This is a genomic window from Lentzea atacamensis (assembly GCF_003269295.1).
Classification (GTDB): Bacteria; Actinomycetota; Actinomycetes; order Mycobacteriales; family Pseudonocardiaceae; genus Lentzea; species Lentzea atacamensis.
Genome location: NZ_QLTT01000016.1, coordinates 1 through 19,629, shown reverse-complemented (window position 1 = coordinate 19,629; position 19,629 = coordinate 1). Strand labels below are relative to the sequence as shown.

Sequence of the window (19,629 nt, the reverse complement as noted above, 5' to 3'; positions counted from 1 at the left end):
GCCAAGTGAAGGCAGAGCGCACGACGTCGAGCGGCATCGAGTCGGCAGTGATGCCAGGGCAATTTCTGGGAAGCATCGGAACTCCTGACGAAGCGGAAATCCAGCTCCGTCAGGACGCCACGCCGACCATCACCAAACACTGACCCGACAATGACGTGACTCTTACCAACTGCATTCAGGACTGCCACAGCAGCCACGGCGGTCGAGTGCGCTCATCGTGGCTCCCACGTCCGCTACCAGCAGATTAGTGCCTCGGTACCTGTCCGGTACCCGATCAGTCACTGCCGTCCAGGCCGCCTCAAGACCGGCTCGAATTCGCGCGTCCCGAACAGGATCTGCATTCGGAGTTCAGGGGTGTCAATCACCGCATGCCGATCAGGTGACATCCCCGATCTGGAGGGTCCGTGACTCGTCGAGACGATTCACCCAACACCGGTGGGACGGCTCGCCGTCCTCGAACACGGCCGCCGTCAGCACCGCGCACCGCCCGCGTTGACGACAACCGCAGGCCCTACCCGACGGCACCCAACATCAGCAGGGTGAGCCCAGCCCGGCCGGCGAGGCGCTCGCCGTCACCTACGACCAGTCCGACGCCGGCGACCGTGTGGGCTTGCGGTCCTACGCAGGTTCCGCTCGATGAGGACTGGCCGGTACACCTCGTCGAGAAGGTGATCCGCGCCTTCAGCCGTCCGCGCGACCGAGTCGTCGTCCTTCCCTGGCCGACCAGCTCAAGCTCCACCGCAGCAGCGATCGACGTCACGAACAATCTCGGCCGCCGGGCGAACTCGCAGTCCGATGTGGAGCTGGAGCCGACCGCGTCCGCCGACTTGGTCGTGACCAGCGCGCCGCCTCACCAGACCGTCGCCGAGGTGGCCGACCGGGTCGCACTGGCCGCGGCTCGTCTTCTCCGGGTTGGCGGCATCTTCGTAGCGCTGACTCACAACGACGCGGCGGGCGGCGAACTGACAGACCCCACCGGTCAGCTCGTCACCAGCGCCCAATACGCCGATCTGCTCTACCTCCAGCACATCGTCGCCGTGCACGTCCCGATCCACTGCGGCCGGTTCCACGTCGACGGCACCCAGAAGGTCAGTCGCGCACAACACCGCGCCTCAGTGCACCGCCTTCCCGCGCCCCACCTGCGTATCCACTCGGACGTGCTGGTGTTCGTGCAGCCGCACGACCACGCCGCTCGATCGCTCGCACCCGCCCGAGCAGTCATCGAAACGGGGGTCATCCGATGAACAGCGAACTCCCGGTGTCGGTGTGGGCGACGGCTCAGACCTCGCCTTCGACCCAGCGCAGGAACCGCTACACCCGCGAGTCGACCGCCCATCCCGCGAAGATGTTGCCCGACGTCGCGCGTTACGCCATCGCGCACTACACAAAGCCGGGCGACGTCGTGCTGGACCCGATGTGCGGCATCGGCACCACGCTCGTAGAGGCCGTCCACCTTGGACGGCGCGCCGTGGGAGTCGAGTACGAACCGCACTGGGTCACCGTCGCCAACAACAACCTCGCTCTCGCGGCCGAGCAAGGCTTCGACCGCGACGGCCAGGTCTTCCACGGCGATGCCCGTCAGCTGTCCACGTTGCTGCCCGCCGATCTGCGCGGTCAAGGCGCGCTCGTCGTGACCTCACCGCCCTACGGCCCGTCCACGCACGGCCGAGTCGCGGTGGCGCCGGGTGAAGGCATTCAGAAGTACTTCCACCAGTACGGCAGCACGCTCGACCGCGGCAACCTGGCCAACATCGGGCATCACCGTCTGCTCAGCGGCTTCACCCGCATTCTCACTGCGGTCGCCGAGTTCATGCGCCCAGGCGGGCACATCGCCATCACGGTCCGACCTTGGCGCGAACACGCCGAGCTCATCGACCTGCCCTCGCAGATCCTCACGTGTGGACGCAACGCCGGCCTCATCCCGGTGGAGCGGTGCGTTGCCCTGCTCGCACGGGTGGCCGAACAGGACTTCGTCGCGCGCGGTTCGTTCTTCCAACGCGACTTCCTCCGCAAGCAGCGAGAGGCGGGTCTACCCCTCCACCTGATCGCGCACGAAGACGTGCTCGTCTTCCGCACACCACTTCGTCCGTCCCGCTCAGCGGCCGTTAAAGCGCGTGCCGCATGAGCACGCGCACTGCACCCGACCTGTCCGTCAGGTCCAGCGCAGGGCCGGTGCTGGGTTCGCTCTGCACTGGCTACGGCGGCTTGGACCTCGGCGTGCTCGCCGCCTTCGGCGGTGGTCACATCGCGTGGTGCTCCGACTTCGACCCACAGGTTCAAGAGGTCCTTGCCGCCCGCATGCCGGGCGTGCCGAACCTCGGCGACCTTCGCCTCGTCGACTGGACCGCGGTCGACCCGGTCGACGTGCTCACCGTCGGGTTCCCCTGCCAGGAAATATCCGCCGCTGGACAACGCAAGGGCATCCAGAAGGGAACGCGCAGTGGAGTGTGGATCGACGTCGTGGCGTGCATTCGCGTACTACGACCGCAGTTCGTCATCGTGGAAAACGTCGCCGCACTCCGCTGGAGGAACGGCGGACTCCACCGCGTTCTCGGAGACCTGGCCGCAGCACGGTATGACGCGATCTGGCGCAGCGTTCGCGCCTCCGACGTCGGCGCGCCACACCGCCGCGAACGCGTGTTCCTGCTCGCGTGGCCCGCTGTTTCCAACACCACAAGCTCGCGACGGCGACAACCGCGGGCCCGCCGATCCCGCTCGACGCCGTGCCCTCGGCCGCCAGGTGAGTCTGCACGACGTCGTCAACGCGACGCTTGCCACGGGCCGGCGAACAGCACGTGGCTCCAGGCCCAAGTCAACGCGGTCGTCCAGGGCAACTCGTCCAGCACCCCGCCTCGCTCGCGCACGAACTGGCGCGCGTTCTCCGAAGTCGTAACCCGGTGGGAGAACGTCACAGGCCGGGCCACTCCGCACCCGACCGTGCCCGGCACACACGGCGGTCCGGTGCTGTCGCCGGCGTTCGTCGAGCACCTCATGGGCCTTCCGGCAGGGTGGCTCACCGAGGTTCCACTGCTCCGGGTCAACCACCTGCGAATCCTCGGGAACGGAGTGGTCCCGCACCAAGCTGCCCTCGCCGTCTCAATGCTGCTTGATGACTTCCGCCAGGTCGTGCACGTGTCGACAGCAGGACGTGCGGCATGAACCTTGTCGACGCTATAGCCGAGAAGCTGACGGCCAACCCCGCCGGCCGCGAGATGCGTTCACCTCGAATTGCGGGACTTCCGGTACCCCGTCCTCCCGAGCGAGTTCAACGGAGTTCCTCGCGCTACGCGTTCACGACCATCGACGATCGAGGTCGTCTCGGCGACAGGTCGTTGATCCGGCTCCTGAACTGGCGGCCGGGCACGTCGTTGAAGCCGACCGTGCTCGACGGCCAAGTCATCGTGCTCAGTCGTTCTGCCGGCACCGCGATGGTGACGAAGCTCGGCCACGTCCGGATACCGGCCGCGATCCGGCACCTGTGTCAGCTGCGTGCGGGCGACGGCCTCCTGCTCGCAACGTCTGCCGCCCACGATCTCCTTATCGTCTGCACGACGTCGGTGCTCGACCAGGCACTCGTCGCGCACGCCCGCGGAGAGGCGTCGTGAGCGACATTGACCTCGAGGCGGTGCGGCTCCTGCTCAGTCGCCTCGGGGTCAGGCCGGAACAGCTGCTCGACCAACCGGCGCCGACCTCGATGCCGAACATCCGCGAGTACGTCGAGCGCGTCGCCAAGGCGGTACCCGCTGGCACCTCGCGCGTCTACGAGCCGTACTGGAACCGCATCGTCGACGAATGGGGTGACCGACCGCTCAACGAGCCGACACCACTCGAGATCAAGCAGCTCGCCGAACAGACCAAGACGAACGCCATCGTCCGCAGGAACTCCCGAGGCGGGCGCAGTGCCGCCGAACATCTCATCGCCGCGGCACGCTGCCTCTACCAGCACGCGGCCGCAGACCGCCTCATGTCCGAAAGCGACAACCCAGCGCGCCGCGTCCCCAAACCACGTCGCCTCGCGACCACTCGCCGGGCGCTTCCCGACAACCGGCTCCGCGAGATCAACGAGATCGCCGGCTCAACCGGCAACGACCCCGAGCTCGACCTCGTCCTGCTCCGCTTCCACACCGAAACCGCCGCACGTCGCGGCGGCGCGCTCGCGCTCCGGCACTGCGACCTGGACGCCGAGCAATGTCTGGTCAGACTCTTCGAAAAGGGCGGGACCCTGCGCTGGCAACCGGTATCACCGACGATGATGAATCACCTCCTTGTTCTCGGCAAAGAACGCGGCGCCGTCGGCAACGAGCAACTTCTGCGCTATCGCAACGGCGACCCGATCACCAGGCGTCGATACGACTACCTGTGGCGACGGCTGGGCAAACACCTGCCCTGGGTCGCCACACAACAGGTGAGCACCCACTGGATCCGCTACACCACGCTCACCTGGGTCGAGCGGCACTTCGGCTACGCCGTCGCGCGGGCGTTCGCTGGACACTTCGGCAAGAGTGACGCCGGCACCACGACGACCTACGTCCGCGCCACCGTCGAAGAGGTAGCCACTGCGCTCGCCGCGCTCACGAACGAAGAGCATCCTCTGGCAGTCGCCATCCGTCCGGGACCTCCAGTCGGCACCAACTGAACCATTGGACAGATGTCGAACACGTCCCGGTGCTGTTCCTGGGCCTGGCCGGGCACTCGTCTCCCCGCCGCACTGCTCATCGGTGACTTCTTTCTCGGCGACCAGCACGACGCCTACAGCGTTGCCAAGTCGCCCAGCTGGCCAGTAGTACCCGTAACAGCCCAGGTCAGCCAGCGATGCCCAGTTTCGAGGTGCATGTCAAGAACATCGAGGGAGCGAGCGGCGGTGTCACGCGCGCACAAGAGATCTCAGAACGGTAACAGCCTGTAACAACATGGCGTTTCCACCCGACCTCCACGGCACACGCCTAATGGAGTCCGCTCGCCGCGTCTTCCCGATCACCCGCTGGGGGACCGATGGCCAACAACTACACGCGTATCCACTACGTCGTGCGACTCATAGATGAACGCAGGGTGTGGTCGAGCCCGGCCGATGTCATCGAAGCAATCCGCCAGGCAAGACCAGTCGAGATGAAGATCCGTGGTGATGGTTCTTCAGATGATCATTACATGTCGGCGAGGACGCTCGGCCGGCTGATTGCGTTCCTGTTCGACTTGAAATTGATCATCATCGCACACGACGGAGAAGTGTCCACGAGTCGCGAGGGTGCGCGCGCCGCGCACGATCAGGCCGTTTTCGATCTCCTGATCAAATCGTCGGTCCGGTCACTGCTGGAGCAGGGCGAAGCGCCCATCGAGAAGGTCCTCGACACGATCCGCAGCATCCATCGTCCTGCAGTACCTGATGCCAAGACAATCCATGGTCGCCTCAAGGCGAAGAACAAGTCAATACAGATTAGCCTCGATCAGTTCCGTCGACTACTCTATCTGTACTCCAAGGCCGGAGGCATCGATCGCATCGTGCGCGTCCACTACAGCGAGGCGTCCGGAGCGAAACGATGATCTCGCCCGATACCTACTTCGGCGAGGCGGATGCCGCCACCGCCTCGACGACCACATTGACAGCGCATCACGTCTTCCGCTCTATCGAAGATCGCCTGAAGTGGCGGACAGCAGCCTCCGGGGTGCAGGTCATCGTAGGAGTCAAGGGAAGCGGAAAAACTGACCTGCGCAGGTACCTCGCGACCACCGACCAGATCGCCACCCTGAACCTAGATGCCGACCACGCATACCTCGGCCTGAACGCCGCTACCGTCAAGGAGTCTTCAGGTCGAACGAAGAACGCGATCGCCACTGTCCTCCTGCGAGAATTCGCGCACCGAATCAGCGAGTCCGCACCCGCAGGCAACGCGACCGCTCGCAAACTGAAGGCCGCGCTGGACGCCTCGACGGCGACACTCAGGAGGGTGACCGGCGCTATGGACGTGAGTATCGCGGGCATCAACCTGCGGCTCGCTGACCTTCTGAAGCGAGAAGAGGGCAACCTGGTGCAAGTCGCCATCGAAAAACTAATGGCAGATGTGCTCGCCGCCCTCGAGTCCAAACGTGGCGCGATCATGATCGATGACGTCGAGGACGTCTTCCCCGGGACCATCGAGAACCCCCTCTTTCTTGAAGGCGTCGTCCGGGCCGTCTCAGATATCAATACACGCGGCAAGGATCGCGTTCACGTGTTGCTATTCGTCAAGCACGGCCTCTGGAGGTCCTGGTATGAGAACCAGCGAGAGTACGACCGTGTTCGGCACGCAATTGGATTCCTATCTTGGGATCATCAGGCACTGATCGAGCTGGTCGCACGCCGGATCGCGTACAGAGAGGGGATCGACATCGGACCAGGTGATCTCGACGTATCGTCGCTCTGGGCAAGAAAGTTCACATGGACTGGCGACCCGGAAATCTTCATGCGGTACTGCACGCAGTACTGCGTAAGCGGACCTCGCGACATGATCACCCTATGCAATCTAGCTGCGGCACGGGCAGGCAGAGAGCGCATCGGCCAGCAGCACCTTGCAGCATGCCTGGGCGATTTCGCACAGGATAAGGTCTACAATCTCAATGCCGACTACGGCGACACGTACCCGAACATCAGCCAGTTCGTAGAAAAGGTCTTCCAAGGTGTCGCGGCCACCATGACGGGTGCTGACCTCGCGCAATTGATGGACTCTCGCGCGCTCCTAGTACCGTCGGTCGACGAGCAGTTCCGACATCTGAGATGGTACTCCACCGCCACGCGGGAGCGGTTAGCCACGATCATGTACGAGATCGGCGTCATCGGCTATGAATCACCGCAGGGGCGAATCCACGCCATCGAAGACCGCAGCCTTCCGACTGCGGACCTTCTGAGCAAAGAGGCCATCTCAGTGCACCCTGCGTTTAGGCCCCACCTGGCCATCGGTCCGTAAGCGGCATCTGAGCCACCGCCACGGCCGATCATCAGAGCCGCCACCCTCCGGGGAAGCACTGCTGTGACCATCGATTGTCAGTCCTCGTGGCGAGACGCAGTCCGCAAGATCAGACGTCTCGAACTTGGTTCTCCCGTCGTTCGGAGCAGACGATCGTGCAGCGGCTCGCGCTGCAGACGTGGTCTACCAGGTACCTCCGACAAATGCGTGCTCGTTGACGGCCACTCGTCTCCAACGGATCACGCGCCTGGGTCGGGTCGGGTTTGCGGTCGACGCCCTCGTGCAGGCTGGGTATAAGTCTGAGGAAGTCAGACAACCAGTCGACCAGCTGGTTCTTGTCGGGCCGTCATCGTGGGTGAGGCAACGGTCGTGCCCAGGTCGCACTCGAGCGGGTCAGCTCCGTGTCGCTGTGCAGCCGATTCGAGGAAGGTGATGAAGCTCAGCTCACCCACGAGGTTTGTTCGATGGAATCGCCGAACGAGGCCTGCCGGCTACCGAAAGTCACCGAAAGGTAGTCGGCGTCCTCTCGGCAGCTTTCGGCGTCAATGCAGCAAACGGGGATGGCTGTCCGCCGCCGGAAGCCAAGTCCATTGGAACACCTGTCCAACCTGACCAGAACCGTTCGTCGAACCGGATACCGCTGAACAACGGCGTGACGCCTTTCTTCGCGAAGAGTGCCGTGTTCACGTTGCGCTCAACGCGCGATGTCAGAGACAGGGATGCGTTGCCGATGTCGACGAACCCGGCTGTTAGATCAGCCGAGGCAGAGGCGACGAACTCCGCGTCGCGGCTCGTCGACATCATCACTGTGGCCGATTTCGCCCGGACGACCTGGGTCACCACCACGTACCCGTCCTTAAGCCAACTCTCCCCGCCGTCCAGGACCTGCCGCTCCAGCAGCGAGACATCCTTCGCCCTGGATACCTGGCAACCGACCGCGGAGAACGCCACGGCACTCTCCTGTGAGAAGGTGATGCCAATCCCAGCCTTCCCTGTCGGAACACCCGGAACCTTCTGTTCCATGTCGGCCGCCACCTGGAACGTTACGGCAACAGACCCCTTCGACTTGTGACTCAACGAGGAGATGGCCGATGAGTCCTCGGTGGCCACCTTGATGCCGCGGTCCCGGACGTTGCCCTCGGGTTTGAAGACGAAACCATTGATGGGCCCGTAGTCGCCGATCTCGATCTCGATCCCAGGCAACCAGGTCGCCCAGTACTTCAACGACTCGTAGATCTCACGAATATACCGCTCAGCCACGACACCACACTCCTTCGACAGAAGGGCACTACGCACACGGTCGTACGAGCAACGTCGCAGAAATCGTTCCGCCGTTAGCACCACACTGCCGCGCATTCAGGTTAATCGTCGACCCGTAGTCCACCAAACACTCTCCGCAGCAGCTGGCCGTCGATGACTGCAGCGACCGCAGAGATCTGGTGAGCACGCCGACCCCCACCAGCTTCGGCACGCCACCCTCACCTGGGTCGAACGCCATTTCGGACACGCCATAGCCCGCGCCTACGCCGGCCACCACGACCACCCTGAAGACAGCACCAGCATCTACACCCGCGCACAACGCCCCGAAATCGCCACGGCACTCGCCACGCTCACCGGCGAACCCCCGCTCACGCTCGAACAACTAGTCACACACCCACCTGCCGACGGCACGAGGTGAGCACCATGTCCAACTCCCCTACCGCTGTTCGTCCCACCCTGCTCACCGCGACACCCAGCGCTACCTGCGGCCCTCCCTCTCAGCCAGCCGATTCCCGTTGCCTCTGAGCCGTCACTGCACATGGCAATCGCGAAAATCAGTGCGCCGGTCACTGTGACGGTCTCGACGAAATCCATCGCCAGGACCACCTCGGCCTGGGAGCGCAGGAACTCGGCCCAGGTGACGGTCACTCGGTGTGGCGCCGGGTCGACGCCAGCAGCTTTGAGGATCTCCCACACGGTCGAAGGAGCGACCGTGACACCGAGGAGGGCGAGTTCTCCGTGGATGCGCCGATAGCCCCACGAGGAGTTCTCGGCAGCCAGACGCAGGACAAGGCGGCGAACCGATGCCACGGTGCGCGGACGCCCACGCCTTCGACGCCGGCTCGCCTGGGCGTGGTGACGCTTCACCAGGTAACGATGCCACCGCAGCACCGTGTCCGGGCTGACCAGCAGTCGGAGTCGGCGCAGAGTTGCGCGGGCCAGCGGCGTCAGGAGCGCGGCGAGGAACGCCCTGTCCTCAGATCGGAGTTGTGGGCGTCGGTCGCCGAGTTGGCGTTGCAAGGCGGTGAGTTGGTGGAGAAGAGCGAGAATCTCGACGTCCTTCTCACGGTCAGTCAGTGGCAGTAGCCGCAGCGCGGCGAAGGCGTGGGTGACGGCAAGGTAGGCGAAGCGGACCAGCACGGGGCGCGATCATGCCCGACGACCGCCAGCCACGCGCCGAGGCCCGCGACCTGCACGGACGTACTTTTCGGCACTCACAGCTACCAGGCTTTGCGGTCTACTCGATCAGTTCGCGGCGTGCTGCCCAGACGGCCGCGATGATGCGCTGCCGCAGGGTGCGCCGCGGCTGGGTTCCGTGTGGGAGCGCCAGTGCGGCTTTCAAGGCTGCATTGTCGTGCTCGGCCGCGCCCTTGGCTGCGAACAGCACCAGGAACGCGGTTGCGCGCAGCGCTAGTTGTGATGGCCAGGGAGGTTGGTCAGCCGGGTGATGGGTGGCTTGCCTCCGATGGCTGAGTGGGCTCGGTGGTGATTGTAGGTATGCAGCCAGCCCGGTAGTGCCGCCCGGCGTTGGTGTTCGGAGTCGTAGAAGCGTGCGTAGGCCCAGCCTTCGGCCAGGGTCCGATGGAAACGTTCGATGCTCCTATGTTCGTCAAGCCGCTGCGGGACGTTGGCTGTCTGGCTGTGGCTGGGCGGTGCGGCGCGGGAGGTTGCTGTAGATCTCTCGGGCGATGTAGCGCTTGAGGCAGCGGATGATCTCGCGTTTGCTCAGGCCTTCCGCGGTGCGTCGTTGGACGTAGTCGCGGGTGGGCTGGTGGTGGCGGATGCGAACGATGGCGACGATGTAGAGGGCGCTGTTTGCGGCGCGGTCACCGCTGCGGCTGAGGCGGTGCCGACCGGTGGTGCGTCCGCTGCTGGCGGGTTGTGGTGCGACGCCGCAGAGTTTGGCGAAGGCCGCTTCACTGCGAATGCGTTCGGCGTTGTCGCCCGCGGTGACGAGGAACTGTCCGGCGAGCTCGACGCCGACTCCGTGCAGTTTCACCAGATCCGGAGCGGCTGCCCGCACGAGCGCCTCGATCTGTTTGTTGAGGAGCTTGATCTCGTCGTCGAGGGTCTTCCAGCGACGAGCCAGATCACGCAGAGCGGTCTTGACCCCAGCGAGGAGCAGCCGCTCGGTGTCGCCAGCCAGTGACAACAGAATCCTCGGTCTCAGGACGTAGCCGCAGACAGCGGTTGATCAAGGTCCGCTTGGTGAGCGCGACCAGGTCGTCACGCAGCGGCGAAGGCGCCCCGATCATGACTCCCCACAATGTGTTGAACGCCTGGGTGCGGGACTTGACCGCGCTCGCTCGAGTGACCCGCAGAGTTCGGATCACCTCGACGCTGCCGGACTTGGCCTTGGGGGTCGCGGTCGAGGTCTGCCCATGCACTGCTCGAGCGATCTGCTCGGCGTCGAGGCGGTCGGACTTGCCGTCCATCCGTCGTGCCAGCCGGTTGGGCCGGTTCACTTCGACCGCCCGGATTCCGGCCTTGGTCAGGAACCTGGTCAGTGTGGCGCCGAACGAGCCGGTGCTCTCCACTCCGATCGCGTCGATGGGCCCGTGGCCATGCATCCATTCCAGCAGCTGCCGGTAGCCGTGGTCGGCCGCGGGGAACTCTTGGTGACCAAGCAAACGACCATGCTCATCGATCACTGCGGCGTAGTGGGTGTGCTTGTGGGTGTCGACACCACCGATGACACATGTAGCCGGGATTGTCATGCTGAACTCGCTCCCTCCGTGAGGCTGCTCTGACGGATCGGAGCGAACCGGCCGGGCGGAGCGACAGGTCTGTGACGGGGCTTCTGGCCAAGCTCCTATCAGGTCAGTTCCGTCTGGCTGGTGCGCACCACGGTGCCGCACCAGAGCCGGCCGACAAATCGAACGCAGGACACCACGGTCATACCTTGGCCGGAGTCAGACCAGCTCTGCTGCAGCACCACCTCCAGACTCACAGATCTTGCCGTTGGTTTGTGGCCGGTAGGGACGGGTGCGCTTGGGTGTGACGCCCAGCTCGATGCACGCGTCGCGCCAGGTGATGGAGCGGTAGGCGGAGCCGTTGTCGGACAGGACCCGTTCGACGGCGACTCCGCGTTCGCGGAACCAGGCGACCGCTCTGCGCAGCACGGCGGCCGCGGTGTCACCGCGCTCGTCGGAGTGGATTTCGACGTAGGCGACGCGGGAGTGGTCGTCGATGACGGTGTGCAGGAAGGCTTTGCCTGTCCGGGGTTTGCGGTCCTCACCTCGGGGCAGGCCGGGGGTGGCGCGCTTGTTGCGCTCGCCTTGCCGCCGTCCGACGAACCGGTGTCCGCCACCGTCGGGGATGTTGCCGAACTTGGTGACGTCGACGTGGATGAGCGAGCCGGGGTGAGGATGTTCATAACGGCGCAGGGGTTCACCGGTGACCCGGTCGATGCGGGACAGGCGGTTGATCCGGCAGCGCACGAGCACGGCGTGCACGGTGGAGGCGGGCAGGCCCAGTCGGCCGGCGATCTGGACCGGGCCCAGTCGATGCCGCCACCGCAGGACCACGATCTGCCGCTGCACCGGCTCGGATGTCCGGTTCGGGCTGTGATGTGGCCGCGAACTGCGGTCGTCCATCCCTGCCGTGCCCTCATCGCGGTATCGGGCAGCCCATTTCCGTGCGGTCCGCTCCGCGACCATGAACATCTTCGCGGCCGCCGCGACCGGCCAGTTCTCCTCCACGATCAGACGCGCCAGGCGTAGTCGGGCACGCGGCGTCAGTGCCGCGTTAGGGTGGGACACGAAGGCCTCCGGACATGTGAAGCGGTTCCTAGACAGCTCCACTTCACAACCAGAGGCCTTCGCTTGTCTTCACGACAGGCCGTCACCCGACCAAACCGGAACAACGTCCCTGGGCATCACAGCTAGTGCTGCGTTGATGTAGCCGATGTTGTTCAGGTAGCCGTGCGCTACCAGGTTGCGGACGTTGTAGCCATCTGCGAGCAGGAAGGTGCGCAAGAACCGGAGCCAATCGTGGTTGAGTCCTAGCTGCTCGAGGCGGTCAAGCAGAACACCCAGCCCAGGGAACTGGCCTGAGGTGTCACCGACGGCGGCTTTGTAGATGGGTTCGTTGAGTTTGAGCAGGACGGCACGCACGGCGGGTTCGACCTTGGGGGCGGCCATGTGGGTGCTGGCGTCGTAGAGCTCGACCCAGTACAGCTGTATCGCGGTCGCTAGCGCCTTGGCCAGTTCTAGGTGTGTGCCTGTGCTACCAAGGAATTCGGCTAGCTCGTTTTGCGTGGGGATGCCAAATCTGAACCTGATCTCATGCAGGCCACGGGCCAGGATCAGGCCGTAGATGTTCATCTGCCGGGCTTCGGTACGAGCCAGCTCCCGCATGAACACGTCGTCTTGGTCGGCCAACTTGCGCGCAGGTAGGTCACCGTCACGGAACACGATGGTGGTGAGGATCTGATGGAACACCGACGCATCGAGCACCTGGCGCGTGGTTTCAACGTTGGTCTGCAGGTTCCCGCTGGGTGCGGAGGTGTTGAACCAGATGTTCAACGCTTCCTGCCAGTCCGTGGCCTGATCGAAGCCCGGCATGTAGAGGTCAAACAGGGGCGCGGGAACCGTCATCCCGAACTCCACTGACTCCCACTGCACCTTGGGTGCGGTCTGCAGACGGGCTATCGCATCGTCCTCGAGGTCCTTGATGTTCCACCGGCGTGCTTCTGAAGCCGCGTCCGCGAGGTGGGTGCGGATCACCAGCGGATCAACGGCAGCGTCGGCCTCAGCCATCATCGCGTTGATCAGGACCCGGTTAGCGTCCTCAACCCTGGCGGCATCAGCAGCTGCTCGCTTGCGCACCACGGCGGCTACGTCCTTGATGACGTGCGTCTGCGGGTAGGCGTGCAGCGTCCGGTCAAGCAGGGCATCAACTCTGAGGTCGATGTCCTCGGCGGTCTTCCCACGCGATGGGCTAATCAGAGCGCACAGCATGGGGACCACGGCGTAGGGATGCTCGTCGCGGTCCAGTAGGTCCTCGACCATGCCGAGCATGACAGCATTGATCTCCTGCTCAAGGGTGGCCAAACCAACGGAGCGGGCCAGTGTCCAGGCACGGACCACCCCGTTGGCCTGCACCTGAGCTCGCTGGCTGCCACCGACAGCGTCAAGGTAGGCCCGCGCTGCTCGCTCCGCGGCGTCCCGGCTGTTAGCCATCAGGCGCAGCGTGAACACGATGTCGAACACGCGCGCTCGCGCTACCGGATGCGTGAGCTGATCAGTCAGAGCCAACCACAGCTCGCGCATGTCCTGAGTGGACTCCCGCAACGACGTCGGCAGGTACGACGGCCCCTCAAGCGGCTCCAGCTTCGCGCCGGCCTGCGGGACCTCCTCGCAGTACAGGCTGTATAGGAACGTATGAAACAACACCGCCGCCGCAGGGCGCTGCACCGGAGGGCTCTGCTGCGCCGCTAGCTGATCGACCCGCCAACCAGCATCATGCGGGTCAGCAGCGTCCTGACACGCAACATCGGCCAACTGCGCCAGAACAGGCACAAGTGCAGCGTCATGCCGGTACGGCTCCATCGGCTTAGGGCCAGGCGGGTCCGCGTTCGCGGCGTCGGCGTGTTCAGCGGCGTTCACGTTCGTTCTCCCTCACAGGCGGTGAGACCGAACAAGTCAACCAACCCCAGGCGGTGTCTCCAACCGAGTTACACGCCAGGGTGAATCTCAGGTCAGCCGTTGGACTTCGCGCTCAAGGACCCAGGCGTAGGAGAAGCCAACCTGCGAACCCTTGGTGGGCATGTCGAAGCCCAATAACAGCAGATGCCCGTGCATCACGCGCACCTCCTGCTCTCGGCACCCCGCTCCTGGGGTGGACAGAGCATAAGCAGAGTGTGACGCATAGTCACTAGACGTAAAATCATAAGATGCATGGTCTCCCGTCGAAGCACTGGTCGGCTGCGCACTGATCAGCTGTCGGCGGGATGAGGACGTTCGACGATCATCACGAACGGCTCGGTGCGCACCCCGAGCTCGTGCCGGAGCTCCAACGCCTGCCCGGTCAGCTCGTTCACACGGTCGTCCGTGAACTTCTTCGCTGCCGCCTTCCGGGTGTCCCCTGTGGCCGTCCACTGATCGATGGGGAATACACCCACCACGTAGAGCCCGGCGTCGGTGTGTGCAGCGGGCAGGTAGCGAGTGGCCAACTGGGTGCGTTGCGACGTCATGAGGTCCCGGTTCCAGGCGCCCTTGATCTCGATCGCGACCGAGAGTCGCTTCGCGACAGTGGGACCGTCTGTCGGCAGGGAGTCGCCGCGTGTGGCGTCGGCTTGGACGAGGATGTCTGGACGGTCGCCCGCGCCGTAGGCATCACGGGGCAGGACGAGAACCTCGCGGTTGATCACGAGCCCTCTGTTCGCGAGGCGCAGCTCGAGCTGGTTCGCCAAGTACGAGCACAGCGCCGCTTCCGGCTTGGGTCGCCAGGTTTCCGAGGTCCTGGTGCAGGCGCGACCCGCGACGCCTTCCGCCCCGGTGGCGTGGTGTGCGGACCGTCGCGGAGCGGGGATCCGGTCCCACAGGAGCTCGCCGTGCGCGGGCAGGACCTCGGCGATGTCCTTGAGGGTGTCGAGCAGCAGGTCCAGCAGCTCAGCGGTGGTCCGCACGAGCCTGCGGGACGGGTCGGCCAACATCTCGAGAACACCGTCCCGTGCCCCGCCGAGCCACCGGGTCGCCTGCACCTGCCGCCGGACGTTGACCAGCGCCGCCGCGACGACGCGGTTGGCAGGATCCTCCGCCGCGAGCCGGCGCAGTTCCCGCACCGACGCCTCGGTGGCTCGCTGCCAGAGCGCACGGACCGTGTCGTCCCGCCAGGATCTCGCACTCGCTTCCGGCGTGATCTCTCGCGAAGAAACTTGATCGGGATCCTGCGAAGGGTCGAACAATGCGGAGAGCCAGCGATGGACTTCCGCGAGCTGCTGTTCCGATAGCTGGCTCATGATTTGATCGCGGACATCCTTCGAGGAACACGCGAGCGCGACCTCACGACCGAACGTGTCGCTTTGCACGACCACTTCGGCGATGAACGGCCAGTGCTCCTGAGCATCCTGGTAGAGCAGGACTCGGGCTGCGACGACGGCGAGATCCTGAACCCCCTTGCCTGGGCCGGAACCGCCTATGGCGACTCTGGCAGCTGCGGCGCCCCTCCCATCGCCTCCCACGATCAGCTGTCCCACCAATTCGGCCCACACGGTGACCGCGATGGCCCGAGCCTGGGTCGTCGCCAGCGCCGCGATCGCATCAGCCCGGTCGGGATCCTGTCCGAGCGCCGCGCCGATCCGCGACACCAGCGCCGCCGTCATGTCGGCGATCTCGGCTCCGAGGCGCACGTCGAAGTGGTTGAGTTCGATCGGATGCTCGCCCCGCGCAAGTGCGCCCTCGACGAGAGCCCGCAGCGCTGCTGCGACGACGCCGGGCGCATGCCGGGCCGCGTGCTGCAGCAGCTGCTTGCGACGAGCGAGCCTGTCGCCGCCGTTAGCCCCAGTGCACGGACTCAGCAGTGCCCCAGCCCACGAGTGCCACCGTGCCGGGTCGACCTCCTCCAGCCGATCCGTCCGCTGCAGGAGCACGAGTGTCATACATCCGGCCCAAGCCAGATAGTTGATCTTCGCCTCCCCTAGCCAGCTGTCCCGGTGGTCGTGCTCGGCGGCCAGGTAGAGGTGCCCCGCGGCCCGAATCGCGTTCTCTGCGGCGTCCCCGAGCACGGCGAATCCGGTGAAGCTCCGCACGTCGTCGTCTGAGCCGATGAACCTCTCTTCGCCGGTGAACGGATCGAACTGGAGGTTCCACAGGAGTTGCCAGAACGCGTGCGAGTCCCCTTCCCCCGCAAGGATCAGCCGCTGCCGTTGAGCATCAATGAACTCCGCGGACTGGTCCCAGACCTTGGGTTGAGAGTGTCTGGCCGCGCGCCGCAGGGTTTCCGCGTACGGACTGTCGAGCGGCACACCGTCGTAGATCCATCTGAGGTGCTCCCAGGCGGGACTGTCCTGCCGGGCGTAGGCGAGTTCGAACGAATTCCTGTTGAAGCCGTCGAACAGGTAGGCCGCAAGACGGCCCATCGCTTCAGCGACGTCCTCCTCGCCTGCCGAGTGTGCAGCGCCGGCCTCGTTCAACGCCCACTCGAAGTCGTTAGCATCCACCAACGCGGTGCGACGTCCGCGGTGCCGCCCGTCCCCCGTTGCATACCGCTTCGGCACGACACGCGGGACACTCTGCCAACCGTCCACAACGGCCCAGATGTCAGGAGGGTTCGTGCCGCTCTCCTTGACCGCGACCGTCACGAGCGATCGTGCCAGCGCACGCCTCAACGACCGAGCCTGATCGAGTTCCGTCCCGTCCGCCGCGACCAGGTCCATCGGCGCGGGTATGGCGACCCGGTCGTATTGACTCAAGCGGGGCCACAACATGAGAGCCACCGCGTCGACGTAGCTGAATGCGCTCACCGATCCGAGCGCGCGTTCGGCGACCGCCTCGACCACGTAGTCCGGCACAGGACTGTGCGGAACGCTGCCTCCGGGTTCGGCGCCCAGGCCGTGCTCCGCCGGATCCGCTGAGGAGACTGGTGCGAAATGCGATGCGGGTACGGGCCTTCGGGCCCTCGCGAGGCTCCACTCGAGCAGGGCGGGCAGGTCAGTCTCTTCGACGCTTTCAGCGAAGCCGTGTAGGAACAACACATAGGTGCTGATCACTCGTGCGAGGCTCGGTGCGCGTACGTGAAGCAGGAGTTCGTCGATGGCGAGGTGATCGGGCCACAGGATCTGCAGCAGCAGCCCTTCCAACTCGTCGTACTGATCGGCCTGATGTCCGGCGGGATCGAGCAGTGTCTGCAGGAGGGCACGTAGGCGTGGCACCGCGACGTTGGGGTGTGCCTCCAACGCGGTACGTGCCGCGAGTTGCCGGACACCGGTGTCCCACTCGGGGTGCTCGGCGATCTTCAGAAGCGTCTCCGCGAGCTCGGACACGGCGGAGTCCCTCGCCAGCCTCACCGCCAGCTGAATCCTCGCCAGCTCCAGCCACCCCTCCGGAGGCTCCGCGACCGTGGGCTCCAGCACCTGCCTGAGTTGCTCGGCAAGCCCAGGGTGGCCGACTCTCCATCGGCCTGGGCGCCAACCTGTCTCGCTCAGTTCCACCTGGTCGGCGCGGTCGAGAAGTCGTCGCACGACGAGTGCACGAATGGCGTCGGAGCTGACGATCGCGCTGTGCGCCATGAGACTTTCGGGATCCGCGGCCGCCAGCCACTCGGTGTTCGAGGGGTCGAGCGCCACCAGCCAGGCAGCGGTTTCCCTCAGCGGCACCGGAATGCTCGCCGTGTCCTGGTCCGCGGCGTCCACGAGGAAGAGGCTTGTGAGCTGGTGCCGGGGCAGGTTCCGCCTGCGCACGTAGTCGGCGGCCAGGTAGGCGGCCAAAGACGAATGCCGGAACCCGAGACGGCCCTGGCCGTGGGCGGTGAAGAGCGCGGTGCCCAGGGTCTCCCGCACTCCGTCCTCGCGAACGTCGAACGGCCCGCTCAGCGTCTGCTCGACACCTCCAGCGACGGTGCCGGCGACTAGGTCGGACTGCCCGGCTTCCAGTCCGCTGCCGAGCCACACGCTGCGTCTCCCCGACAGCAGGAGCCTGGCGGCGACGCGTCCCGCGATGGCCAGACGCTGTTCCACGCTGTGGACGTTGTGGGGACGGTCCGGATCGGGTTCCTCCGCCAGTTGCCAGATGCCCTGCTTGAAGAGTGCTACAGCGTCTCCAAACAGCTGGTCTTCACGCTCGTACATCCGGACGAGCAGTTCGAGTGTCAGCGGAACGCTCGCAAGACTTCCGGCTCCCACCGCGACGGCGGCATCGACGAGGGCCTCGCCGTCGACTTTCGTCCCCGCGAGCAGGACGGCGTCGGCCCGGGACAGCGGAGCGAGATCGGCCAGCACGCACTTCTCGAAGTGCCGTGCCAGTACCTCCCTCATCACCTGCCGAAAGTCCGCAGTGCGGCACGCCACCAGAATTCTCACGGTCCCAGGAGCCACCCTACGGAGCACGCGATCGAGCCGGCCGGGCAGCCGGTCGAGCATCGGGCTCTCGTCGAGCTGGTCCAGCACCAGAGTGAGCCGACGGAGACACGTCTCGTCCGTGCTGTGAAGAGCGGCGAGCTCGCAGCCCACCAGGCCGTCGAACGAAGCGTCGATCAGGTCGGCGCCGTCAACCCACAGCATTGCGTGCATAGGGGCGGCACCGCGGACGTCATCGAGACATGGCAGTTCGGCCGTCAAGCTGCGGATTGCGGAACTCTTCCCGACGCCCGGCTCGCCCAGCAGCACGAGTGCTCCTCCCGCCGCCGCCGCTTCCGGAGTCAGCAACGCCCCCGGGACGGGCTCCTGTCCCGTTTTGAGGAGGGAGAAGTCACCGCTTAGGAACCCGTCGCTATCAAGTTCGAACGGCACATCGTCACCGTCCTCGTGCCGGCGAACCCGGCACAGACGTTCCGCGTGAACGGCGAAGAATGGTGGACGACCCATCGAGCAATCATCCGCGATCCCTCACGCGGCAGCTGCCTGACGCGCCGACTTCCAGCGCACACTGCTCTCATCCGGGCGCCAGGGCGCACAGGCACGGTGTCGGTGGACCACCTCAGCTTCAAGTCGTGGTTCGAAGGCGTCATCAGCGCCACGTCCAACGCACTGGGCAAGTTCTTCGGTACCCGAGCGGACGCGCCGAAGTGCGACGGAGTGGCTGGACCACAGCATCTTCCTCGACGACATCAACGGCCCACTGAGGGTCTGCGTAGGCGCGGATCCGAAGAACGCAGCGGTCGCAGTGGTGAAGATCGCCAACAATCGGGGCGAAGCCATGGTGGTCAGCTCGCCGGTCACGCCGTCGTCGGCTTGGCAGCGTCTGTTCAGCGATCACGCCGACGAACTGTTCAGCACGACGGTCAACCACGCGTTGTTGCGTGGTGAGCTGCTCGGACGTGGTTCTCGGCACGCACACGTCCGGCGCGAGGCCGGATCGACGCCAGCACTCTTGAGGATCTCCCACACAGTGGAGGCAGCGATCGCGACACCCAAGAGCGCGAGCTCACCATGGATACGTCGATACCCCACTAGGGATTCTCGGCTGCCAGACGCAGGACGAGACCGCCTCGTCGACCAGGATGAGGTGGACTGTCCACGTGGAACTCCTGTCGCGGTGCGCCGACATCCGAGCCGTGCGGTCGCCGTTGTCCTGGAACGAACTCACGTCGAACGCCAGCGGCACCGGCGTGGCGAACTGTAGCGGCAGCGCCAGGCCAGGTTCGACGACTGACGGGGCGTTCTGCACGACTAGGCGCAATGCCGGGAAGTTAGGGAGTGGGCGGAGCTGTCAACCTGCTGGGATGGGCAACAGGGTTCCTGCTAGAACAACGTCGACCAAGATCGATGAAC

At 65.3% G+C, this 19,629-nt stretch carries 15 protein-coding genes and 2 pseudogenes; 8 read left to right on the top strand and 9 right to left on the bottom strand.

Going from position 1 to position 19,629, the window contains the following annotated elements; all coding sequences use genetic code 11:
• Window positions 1-5: 5 nt before the first annotated feature.
• The 8 genes from C8D87_RS48380 (at window position 6) to C8D87_RS43050 (ending at window position 6,938) form a co-directional block, all read left to right on the top strand.
• Entirely contained in the window at window positions 6-143 is a 138-nt protein-coding gene (locus C8D87_RS48380) for a hypothetical protein (RefSeq protein WP_233442559.1), read from the top strand.
• Window positions 144-668: 525 nt separating this feature from the next.
• Window positions 669-1,244 (top strand): hypothetical protein, encoded by a 576-nt coding sequence (locus tag C8D87_RS43080; RefSeq protein ID WP_233442558.1) that lies wholly within the window; start codon window positions 669-671, stop codon window positions 1,242-1,244.
• A complete protein-coding gene (locus tag C8D87_RS43075; protein WP_112232291.1) occupies window positions 1,241-2,125 on the top strand; it encodes a TRM11 family SAM-dependent methyltransferase in 885 nt (294 codons plus the stop codon). Before C8D87_RS43080 ends, C8D87_RS43075 begins: the two co-directional genes overlap by 4 nt.
• On the top strand, window positions 2,122-3,159 hold the full coding sequence (locus tag C8D87_RS43070) for a DNA cytosine methyltransferase (RefSeq protein WP_112232289.1): 1,038 nt from the start codon (window positions 2,122-2,124) through the stop codon (window positions 3,157-3,159). The genes C8D87_RS43075 and C8D87_RS43070 overlap by 4 nt, the downstream gene beginning before the upstream one ends.
• Window positions 3,156-3,605 (top strand): hypothetical protein, encoded by a 450-nt coding sequence (locus tag C8D87_RS45515; protein ID WP_146772082.1) that lies wholly within the window; start codon window positions 3,156-3,158, stop codon window positions 3,603-3,605. Before C8D87_RS43070 ends, C8D87_RS45515 begins: the two co-directional genes overlap by 4 nt.
• Window positions 3,602-4,636: a tyrosine-type recombinase/integrase gene (locus C8D87_RS43060; protein WP_411711537.1), complete on the top strand. Its 1,035-nt coding sequence runs from the start codon at window positions 3,602-3,604 to the stop codon at window positions 4,634-4,636. Before C8D87_RS45515 ends, C8D87_RS43060 begins: the two co-directional genes overlap by 4 nt.
• Before the next feature lie 356 nt (window positions 4,637-4,992).
• On the top strand, window positions 4,993-5,538 hold the full coding sequence (locus tag C8D87_RS43055; protein WP_146772081.1) for a hypothetical protein: 546 nt from the start codon (window positions 4,993-4,995) through the stop codon (window positions 5,536-5,538).
• The gene (locus tag C8D87_RS43050) at window positions 5,535-6,938 is read left to right on the top strand and encodes a P-loop ATPase, Sll1717 family (protein ID WP_112232283.1); all 1,404 of its coding nucleotides are present in this window, start codon (window positions 5,535-5,537) and stop codon (window positions 6,936-6,938) included. Before C8D87_RS43055 ends, C8D87_RS43050 begins: the two co-directional genes overlap by 4 nt.
• Window positions 6,939-7,439: 501 nt before the next feature.
• On the opposite strand, the gene C8D87_RS43045 is transcribed toward C8D87_RS43050, so the two are convergent.
• The 9 genes and pseudogenes from C8D87_RS43045 to C8D87_RS43010 all read right to left on the bottom strand — a co-directional run bounded on the left by C8D87_RS43045 (window position 7,440) and on the right by C8D87_RS43010 (window position 18,420).
• On the bottom strand, window positions 7,440-8,198 hold the full coding sequence (locus tag C8D87_RS43045) for a hypothetical protein (protein WP_112232280.1): 759 nt from the start codon (window positions 8,196-8,198) through the stop codon (window positions 7,440-7,442).
• Between the two features lie 303 nt (window positions 8,199-8,501).
• Window positions 8,502-9,338 carry a hypothetical protein gene (locus C8D87_RS49020; RefSeq protein WP_325049770.1) on the bottom strand — a complete coding sequence of 279 codons (837 nt, stop codon included), beginning with the start codon at window positions 9,336-9,338 and terminating at the stop codon, window positions 8,502-8,504.
• Between the two features lie 97 nt (window positions 9,339-9,435).
• The gene (locus tag C8D87_RS46575) at window positions 9,436-9,585 is read right to left on the bottom strand and encodes a hypothetical protein (RefSeq protein ID WP_170166798.1); all 150 of its coding nucleotides are present in this window, start codon (window positions 9,583-9,585) and stop codon (window positions 9,436-9,438) included.
• Between the two features lie 23 nt (window positions 9,586-9,608).
• Window positions 9,609-9,797 (bottom strand): annotated as a pseudogene (locus tag C8D87_RS43030) (integrase core domain-containing protein); the annotation flags it as partial.
• A 10-nt stretch (window positions 9,798-9,807) separates the two neighbouring features.
• Window positions 9,808-10,350, bottom strand: a complete 543-nt coding sequence (locus tag C8D87_RS47290) for a transposase (RefSeq protein WP_215732655.1) — start codon at window positions 10,348-10,350, stop codon at window positions 9,808-9,810.
• A complete protein-coding gene (locus C8D87_RS47285; RefSeq protein ID WP_215732660.1) occupies window positions 10,289-10,915 on the bottom strand; it encodes an IS110 family transposase in 627 nt (208 codons plus the stop codon). The genes C8D87_RS47290 and C8D87_RS47285 overlap by 62 nt, the downstream gene beginning before the upstream one ends.
• Window positions 10,916-11,149: 234 nt before the next feature.
• Window positions 11,150-11,959, bottom strand: a pseudogene (locus C8D87_RS43020) (IS481 family transposase); the annotation flags it as partial.
• 69 nt (window positions 11,960-12,028) lie between these two features.
• On the bottom strand, window positions 12,029-13,807 hold the full coding sequence (locus tag C8D87_RS43015) for a hypothetical protein (protein WP_146772080.1): 1,779 nt from the start codon (window positions 13,805-13,807) through the stop codon (window positions 12,029-12,031).
• Window positions 13,808-14,136: 329 nt separating this feature from the next.
• Window positions 14,137-18,420 (bottom strand): hypothetical protein, encoded by a 4,284-nt coding sequence (locus C8D87_RS43010; protein WP_112232275.1) that lies wholly within the window; start codon window positions 18,418-18,420, stop codon window positions 14,137-14,139.
• Window positions 18,421-19,629: the final 1,209 nt, after the last annotated feature.

Bases quoted from the DNA above. Each gene is read 5' to 3' on its own strand.
- C8D87_RS43075 (WP_112232291.1), top strand. From the start codon at position 1,241: ATGAACAGCGAACTCCCGGTGTCGGTGTGGGCGACGGCTCAGACCTCG.
- C8D87_RS43070 (WP_112232289.1), top strand. From the start codon at position 2,122: ATGAGCACGCGCACTGCACCCGACCTGTCCGTCAGGTCCAGCGCAGGG.
- C8D87_RS45515 (WP_146772082.1), top strand. From the start codon at position 3,156: ATGAACCTTGTCGACGCTATAGCCGAGAAGCTGACGGCCAACCCCGCC.
- C8D87_RS43055 (WP_146772081.1), top strand. From the start codon at position 4,993: ATGGCCAACAACTACACGCGTATCCACTACGTCGTGCGACTCATAGAT.
- C8D87_RS43050 (WP_112232283.1), top strand. From the start codon at position 5,535: ATGATCTCGCCCGATACCTACTTCGGCGAGGCGGATGCCGCCACCGCC.
- C8D87_RS47285 (WP_215732660.1), bottom strand. From the start codon at position 10,915: ATGACAATCCCGGCTACATGTGTCATCGGTGGTGTCGACACCCACAAG.
- C8D87_RS43010 (WP_112232275.1), bottom strand. From the start codon at position 18,420: ATGCTGTGGGTTGACGGCGCCGACCTGATCGACGCTTCGTTCGACGGC.